This is a genomic window from Inquilinus sp., assembly GCF_039594555.1.
Classification (GTDB): Bacteria; Pseudomonadota; Alphaproteobacteria; order DSM-16000; family Inquilinaceae; genus Inquilinus.
Window position 1 is genome coordinate 1 of sequence record NZ_JBCNNF010000312.1, and the last position, 8,140, is coordinate 8,140.

The 8,140-nt window shown below is 68.6% G+C and carries 4 protein-coding genes; 2 read left to right on the forward strand and 2 right to left on the reverse strand.

What is annotated here, in order from left to right; all coding sequences use genetic code 11:
- Positions 1-47 precede the first annotated feature (47 nt).
- Positions 48-1,598 (reverse strand): glycosyltransferase family 39 protein, encoded by a 1,551-nt coding sequence (locus ABDW35_RS26515; protein ID WP_343716860.1) that lies wholly within the window; start codon positions 1,596-1,598, stop codon positions 48-50.
- Between the two features lie 203 nt (positions 1,599-1,801).
- The gene (locus tag ABDW35_RS26520) at positions 1,802-2,122 is read right to left on the reverse strand and encodes an antibiotic biosynthesis monooxygenase (RefSeq protein WP_343716861.1); all 321 of its coding nucleotides are present in this window, start codon (positions 2,120-2,122) and stop codon (positions 1,802-1,804) included.
- 342 nt (positions 2,123-2,464) lie between these two features.
- On the opposite strand from ABDW35_RS26520, the gene ABDW35_RS26525 reads away from it, so the two are divergent.
- Complete coding sequence (locus ABDW35_RS26525) at positions 2,465-3,913, forward strand: NAD(P)-dependent oxidoreductase (RefSeq protein ID WP_343716862.1); 1,449 nt, start codon at positions 2,465-2,467, stop codon at positions 3,911-3,913.
- A 21-nt stretch (positions 3,914-3,934) separates the two neighbouring features.
- On the forward strand, positions 3,935-8,140 hold a 4,206-nt coding region (gene gltB, locus ABDW35_RS26530; protein ID WP_343716863.1), incomplete at its 3' end, for a glutamate synthase large subunit.

The following is an 8,140-nucleotide window of genomic DNA, read 5'->3' on the forward strand; positions in this document are numbered from 1 at the left end:
GAAACCACCACCAGCCGACTCACGCCAGCGCATTTCCAAGCGGCCTATCAGAAGGGCCGCAGGCGGATCGGTTGCAGCGGCAGGGACTGCCCCGGCTTGATGAAGAGGACGACGAAGTCGAAGGGCCGGCCGGTCACGCCGCGGACCCGCTTGGCGAGGCCGATCTCGGTGCGCCAGCTGTCCAGCCCCTGGTACTTCGCCGCCTCGCCCAGGCACCACTCGTCATCTTTCAGACAGATCACCGCCAGGCCGCCGCGGCGCAGCCGGTCGGCATCGATCCAGGGGGCGTAGGCCGGGGCGAAGGCGGTGAAGTCGGTCGGGTGGTCCGGGCTGTAGAAGGTGGCGCCCAGGGCATAGCTCTCGGTGCCGGCGACGATGGCCAGCGGCGTGCCGACCCGTTCGTGCCACAGCGTCGTCACCCGCTTGGCCAGCAGCCGGCGCGGCTCGGCCGCATGCTCGATGTCGTGCCGCAGGGTCCAGGCGCCGGCGAAGGGAGCCACGGCGAGCAGCAGCAGCCCTGCCACGCCGGCCAGCCGCGCCAGCCGGCGCAGCGCGTCCCGGTCGATCGCCAGGCGCAGCCAGATGATCGCGGCCAGCGGCGACAGGCCGAAGATCGGGATGGCGAACTGGGTGACGATCTTCACCTTGAAGGCCAGGGCGATCGCGACGGTCAGCAGGAAGGGACCCAGGGCGAAGATCGCCAGTGACCGGCGATCGCCCACGGATGGCTCGGCGGGACGGTCTTCCGGTGCCGCCGCCCGGCCGCGCCGCCACAGCCAGGCCAGGGTGGCTGCCAGCAACGCGTGCAGGGCGATGCATCCGACGACGAACAGCCCGGCCTTGCCGAAGATCCTCAGCGTGTCGGAATGGCTTTTGCTGGCCATGTATTGCAGCGGGCCGATGGCCGCATGCATGTGCCACAGCACATGCGGCGCCACCGCCGCGGCGAGGACGGCGATCGCGACATAAGGGGCGGCGCTGCCGAAGTAGCGGCGGCGGTCGGGATGGGCCAGCGCCGCCGCCAGGCAGCAGAGCAGGATGATGCCGCTGTAGTATTTCGACAGCATCGCCGCCGCGGCGGCCAGCCCCAACGCCACGGCGTTCGCCACGGCCCCGGCCAGGTCGCGCCGGTCGACGCTGCGCAGGAACAGCAGCATCACCAGCGGCCACAGCGACAGCAGCACCGAATTGGCGTTGAAGTTGAACGACTGGACCGTGAAGAAGGGCAGGGCCTCCAGCAGCAGCACCGCCGCCAGCCGGGCCGGGCCGGACAGGTACCGGCCGGCGATGGCCCAGACCGCGGCCAGCCCGATCGCGGCATTGGTCGAGGACAGCAGGTAGAAGGCCCAGTCGCGGGTCGGGAACAGGCTGAACCAGCCATGCACCACCCAGGCGTAGAAGGGCGGGTGCTTGTACGTGCCCAGCGGCATCTCCTGTGCCCAGGAGAAGGCCTCGGTCATGTCGTTCTGCAGGTCCGACGGCCCGAGATAGAGCAGGCAGAACGCCGTCCACAGCACGACATGCGCTGCGAGCAGCAGCAGGATGTCGCGGGTGTCGCTCTCGGAACGGCGGAGCGGGGCGCTGATCGCGATCGACATGAGGGCAGGCGGCCGGCAAGGGGAACCGGCCCGAGCGGTTAGGCCCGGCCGGGAGCGGTGTCCACTTACCTTCTCGTATGCCGCGGGCGGGTTCCTGCCCCGTCACTGCGAGGAGGCGAAGCCGGTGAAGCAATCCAGGGGTTGGCGCGCGTCGGCCCCTGGATTGCTTCGCTGCGCTCGCAATGACGATTGGAGAGGACGAGTCAGATCTCCCCGACCTCATAGGCGGTCTCGTAGCCGCCCGGCACGGCGCTTTCGAGCAGCGGCTGGATGCGCGCGATATGCTCGGTAAAGCGCGGGTCCTGGCGGAAGCGCTGCGCGTCCTCGGCGCTGTCGAAGGCGGTGACCAGCACCGCGCTCCGGCCGTCGAGCGCGCGGAACAGCCGGCCGCCGCGCAGCCCCTGGACTTGGCCGCGCACCCGATGGTGCTGGGCCAGCTGCAGTTCCATGAACTCGTCGAACCGGCCAGGCTTGGGTGTGATCACGCTGATCGAGACGAAGGGCTTGCTGTCGGAGGCGGGCATGGTTGGCTCCGGTGAGTGGGAGCCATCTTGCTAAAGGTTCAAGCCGGCTTGAGGTCAAGGCCCTGTTCAATGGCTCCTCGCGACAAAGGAGAGCGAAAGTCTCTTCGTTCTGGGCAGTTCCGGGATATGATTCTCCGATAGTTCCGAATTGGACCTATTTTCCTTGAAACAATCGTTCCGAAATACCGCTCCAGCTGCGAACCGCTCTTAACAACGCGAAATTAGTCAACAAATATGACCTAATCGCGAAAAATGGCTCGCCATGGCTGCACGAAATCCGTAAATGTCGTGGGCCCCGCCGGTGCGGGGCGTATTCGACTCCGCGGGACCAGGAGCCGCCCCATGGCGACGACGAAGATGCTGCAGTTCGTGAAGACCGCCGGCGAGATGCCGGCGAAACGCGCTGCCGAGACTCGCCGGCACGACTGGCTCGAGGTCTACGGGCCCTATGTCCGGCAGAAGGCGGAGGAGCAGTCCTCGCGCTGCTCGCAATGCGGCGTGCCGTTCTGCCAAGTGCACTGCCCGCTGCACAACAACATCCCGGACTGGCTGAAGCTGACCGCCGAGGGCCGGCTGGAGGAGGCGTATGAGCTGTCCTCCGCTACCAACTCGATGCCGGAGATTTGCGGCCGCATCTGCCCGCAGGACCGGCTGTGCGAGGGCAACTGCGTGATCGAGCAGTCCGGCCACGGCGCGGTCACCATCGGCTCGATCGAGAAGTACATCACCGACACCGCCTGGGCCGAGGGCTGGGTCAAGCCGCCAGTGCCGCTGCACGAGCGTGCCGAATCCGTCGGCATCATCGGCGCCGGCCCGGCGGGCATCGCCGCGGCCGAGCAGCTGCGCCGCCTGGGCTACCAGGTCCATCTCTATGACCGCTACGACCGGGTCGGCGGGCTGCTGATCTACGGCATCCCCAGCTTCAAGCTGGAGAAAGAGGTGGTGGCCCGCCGCGCCCAGTGGCTGGCCGATGCCGGCATCACCCTGCACCTGAACTTCGAGGTCGGCCGCGACGCCACGCTGCAGGAGCTGCGATCCCGCCATGACGCCGTGCTGATCGCCACCGGCGTGTACAAGGCGCGCGACCTGCAGGCCCCGGGCTCCGGCCTCAAGGGCATCGTCGCCGCGCTCGACTACCTCACCGCCTCGAACCGCACCGGCCTCGGCGACGATGTGCCCGATTTCACGGACGGCACGCTGAACGCAGCCGGCAAGCGGGTGGTGGTGATCGGCGGCGGCGACACGGCGATGGACTGCGTCCGCACCGCGGTGCGCCAGGGCGCCGTCTCGGTGAAGTGCCTGTACCGCCGCAACCGCGCCAACATGCCGGGCAGCCAGCGCGAGGTGCACAATGCCGAGGAGGAGGGCGTGGAGTTCGTCTGGCAGGCGGCGCCCGAGGCCTTCCTGGGCGACGAGACCGTCACCGGCGTGCGCGCCCATTCGATCCATCTCGGCGTCGCCGACGCCACCGGCCGGCAGAGCCCGATGGTGATCGAGGGCTCGGCCCACACCATCGAGGCCGACCTGGTGGTCAAGGCGCTGGGCTTCGACCCCGAGGACCTGCCGACCCTGTTCGACGCACCGGGCCTGCCGGTGACGAAGTGGGGCACCGTCCGGGTCGACCACAAGACCATGATGACCGCGGTCGACGGCATCTTCGCCGCCGGCGACATCGTCCGCGGCGCCAGCCTCGTCGTCTGGGCCGTCCGCGACGGCCGCGACGCCGCCGCCGCCATCCACAGCCATCTCGCCGCCAAAGCCGCCGCCGTTCCGGCGGTCGCGGCGGAATAAGCGCGCCGGAAGGAGCCAGCCATGAGCCAGTTCAAGCAGTCCCCCGGCGAGCGCTTTGTCCGCGAGTACGACGCCAATGTCGCCCGGCTGGTCGAGGCCCATGCCTACGACCCGGCGGAGGAGCATGACGCCTGCGGCGTCGGCTTCGTCGCCACGCTGGACGGCAAGCCGCGGCGCGAGGTGGTGCAGGCCGGCATCGACGCACTGAAGGCGGTGTGGCACCGCGGCGCGGTCGACGCCGACGGCAAGACCGGCGACGGCGCGGGCATCCATGTCCAGATCCCGCAGCAATTCTTCCACGAGCATGTCGAGCGCGTCGGCCACCGGCCGCTGCCGGGCGTGATCGCGGTCGGCCAAGCCTTCCTACCGCGCACCGACCTGGAGGCGCAGGAGAAGTGCCGCTGCCTGGTCGAGGGCGAGATCCTCAGCTTCGGCTACTACATCTATGGCTGGCGCCAGGTGCCGATCGACGTCGCCATCATCGGCGACAAGGCCAACGCCGCCCGGCCGGAGATCGAGCAGATCATGATCGCCAACCCCAAAGGGGTGCCGGAGGATCAGTTCGAGCGCGACCTCTACGTCATCCGCCGGCGGATCGAGAAGGCGGCGCAGGCGGCGGGCATCGCCGATTTCTACCTGTGCTCGCTGTCCTGCCGGTCGATCATCTACAAGGGCATGTTCCTGGCGGCGCAGCTGACCGCCTTCTACCCGGACCTGCTGGACGAGCGCTTCGTCTCCAACTTCGCGATCTACCACCAGCGCTATTCTACCAACACCTTCCCGACCTGGCGCCTGGCCCAGCCCTTCCGCATGCTGGCGCACAATGGCGAGATCAACACGCTGAAGGGCAACAGCAACTGGATGCGCGCGCATGAGACGCGCATGGCCAGCCCGGTGTTCGGCGACGCGATCGAGGACATCAAGCCGGTGATCCAGGGCGGCAGCTCGGATTCCGCCGCGCTCGACGCCGTGTTCGAGGTGATGGTCCGCGCCGGCCGCAACGCGCCGATGGTCAAGGCCATGCTGGTGCCGGAGGCGACGCCGGCCGATGCCGACATCACCCAGACGCACCGCGCCTTCGTCAGCTACTGCAACGCGGTGATGGAGGCCTGGGACGGCCCGGCCGCGCTGGCGATGTATGACGGCCGCTGGGTGATGGGCGGCATGGACCGCAACGGCCTGCGGCCGATGCGCTACACCATCACCGAGGACGGGCTGCTGATCGCGGGGTCGGAGGCCGGGATGGTCCGGCTGGAGGACAGCCGCATCATCGAGAAGGGGCGCCTCGGCCCCGGCCAGATGCTGGCGGTCGACCTGCAGGAAGGCCGCCTTTACCACGACCGCGAGATCAAGCAGGTCCTGGCCGGCAAGCAGCCCTATGAGGAGTGGACCAAGCGCATCAAGGTGATCGACGGGCTGATCCGCGCCGGCGGCGAGGACACCGGCGGAGCCATGCCGCGGGAGGAGCTGCGCCGCCGCCAGGTCGCCATGAACATCACCATGGAAGACCTGGAGCTGATCCTGCACCCGATGGTGGAGGACGCGAAGGAGGCGGTGGGGTCGATGGGCGACGACACGCCGATCGCCATCCTGTCCGACCTGAACCGGCCGCTGCACCACTTCTTCCGGCAGAATTTCAGCCAGGTTACCAACCCGCCGATCGACAGCCTGCGCGAGCGGCGGGTGATGAGCCTGCGCACCCGCCTCGGCAACCTGGGCAACATCCTCGACGAGGATGCCAGCCAGTGCGACCTGCTGCAGCTCGACAGCCCGGTGCTGACCAACGCCGAATATGAGGCGATGCGCGCCTATATGGGCAGCACGGCGGCGGAGATCGACTGCACCTTCGACCGCGCGGGCGGCGAGCAGGCGCTGCGCGACGCGCTGCGCCGGGTTTGCCGCGAGGCCGAGGACGCGGTGCGCGGCGGCGCCACCCACATCGTGCTGACCGACCAGCATGTCGGGCTGGACCGGGTGGCGATCCAGATGATCCTGGCCACCGGCGCGGTCCACACCCATCTGATCCGCCAGTCGCTGCGCACCTTCACCTCGCTGAATGTGCGGTCGATGGAATGCGTCGACGTGCACCATTTCGCGGTGCTGATCGGCGTCGGCGCCACCACGGTGAACGCCTATCTGGCGCAGGAGGCGATCGCCGACCGGCAGCGCCGCGGCCTGTTCGGCGACCTGTCGCTGGACGCCTGCATGAAGCGCTACCGCCAGGCGGTCGACGACGGGCTGCTGAAGATCATGTCCAAGATGGGCATCTCGGTGATCTCGTCCTATCGCGGCGGCTGCAACTTCGAGGCCGTCGGCCTGTCGCGCTCGCTCGTCGCCGAGTATTTCCCGGGCATGCCCAGCCGCATCTCCGGCCTCGGCATGGCCGGCCTTCAGATGAAGGCGATCGAGATGCATGAGGCGGCGTGGAACAGCAACGTCGTCACCCTGCCGGTCGGCGGCTTCTACCGCTACCGCCAGGGGCAGGAGCGTCACGCCTGGGAAGGGCGGATGATCCACATGCTGCAGCAGGCGGTGGCGACCGACAGCTACTCGCTGTACCGCAAATATTCCGACATGATCCGGCACCAGGCGCCGGTGGCGCTGCGCGACCTGCTGGATTTCGTGCCGGTGCGGGAGTCGATTTCGATCGACGAGGTCGAGAGCATCACCGAGATCCGCAAGCGCTTCATCACCCCCGGCATGTCGCTGGGCGCGCTAAGCCCGGAGGCGCATGGCACGCTGAACGTCGCCATGAACCGGATCGGCGCCCGGTCCGACAGCGGCGAGGGCGGCGAGGACCCGGCCCGGTTCCGCCCGGACAAGAACGGCGACAACTGGAACTCCGCGATCAAGCAGGTCGCGTCGGGCCGCTTCGGTGTCACCGCCGAATACCTGAACCAGGCGCGCGAGCTGGAGATCAAGGTCGCCCAGGGCGCCAAGCCCGGCGAGGGCGGCCAGCTGCCCGGCTTCAAGGTGACGGTGGAGATCGCCAAGCTCCGCCACGCCACCCCCGGCGTGATGCTGATCAGCCCGCCGCCGCACCATGACATCTACTCGATCGAGGATCTGGCCCAGCTCATCTACGACCTGAAGCAGATCAACCCGGACGCCAAGGTCACGGTCAAGCTGGTCAGCCGCACCGGCATCGGCACCATCGCCGCCGGCGTCGCCAAGGCAAACGCCGACATCATCTTGATCTCCGGCCATGTCGGCGGCACCGGCGCCTCGCCCCAGACCTCGCTGAAATTCGCGGGTGTGCCGTGGGAGATGGGCCTGTCCGAGGTGCACCAGGTGCTGACGTTGAACCGGCTGCGCCACCGCATCCGGCTGCGCACCGATGGCGGCATCAAGACCGGGCGCGATGTGGTGATCGCCGCCATCCTCGGGGCCGAGGAATACGGCATCGGCACCGCTAGCCTGGTCGCCATGGGCTGCATCATGGTCCGGCAGTGCCACTCCAACACCTGCCCGGTCGGCGTCTGTACCCAGGATCCGGAGCTGCGGGCGAAGTTCTCCGGTTCGCCCGAGAAGGTGGTGAACCTCTTCAGCTTCATCGCCGAGGAGGTGCGCGAGATCCTGGCCCAGCTCGGCTACCGCTCGATCAACGAGATCGTCGGCCGGACGGAGCTGCTGCGCCAAGTCAGCCGTGGCGCCGCCCATCTCGACGACCTCGACCTCAACCCGCTGCTGGCTAAGGCCGACCCCGGCGAGCATGCGATGTACTGCACGCTCGAGGGCCGCAACCCGGTGCCGGACACGCTGGACGCGCAGATGATCGCCGACGCCCGGCCGCTGTTCGAGCTCGGCGAGAAGACGCAGCTGACCTACTCGATCCGCAACACCCACCGCGCGGTGGGCACGCGGATGTCGTCGATGATCACCCGCAAGTTCGGCATGACCGGGCTGCAGCCGGGCCATGTCACCGTGCGGCTGCGCGGCAATGCCGGCCAGTCGCTCGGCGCCTGGGCGGTGCAGGGGCTGAAGCTCGAGGTGTTCGGCGACGCCAACGACTATGTCGGCAAGGGCCTGTCCGGCGGCACCATCGTGGTCCGGCCCTTCGCGGCGTCGGCGCTGAAGACCAACGAGAACACGATCATCGGCAACACGGTGCTGTACGGCGCCACCTCCGGCAAGCTGTTCGCCGCCGGGCAGGCGGGCGAGCGGTTCGCGGTGCGCAACTCCGGCGCCACGGTGGTGGTCGAGGGCTGCGGCTCCAATGGCTGCGAG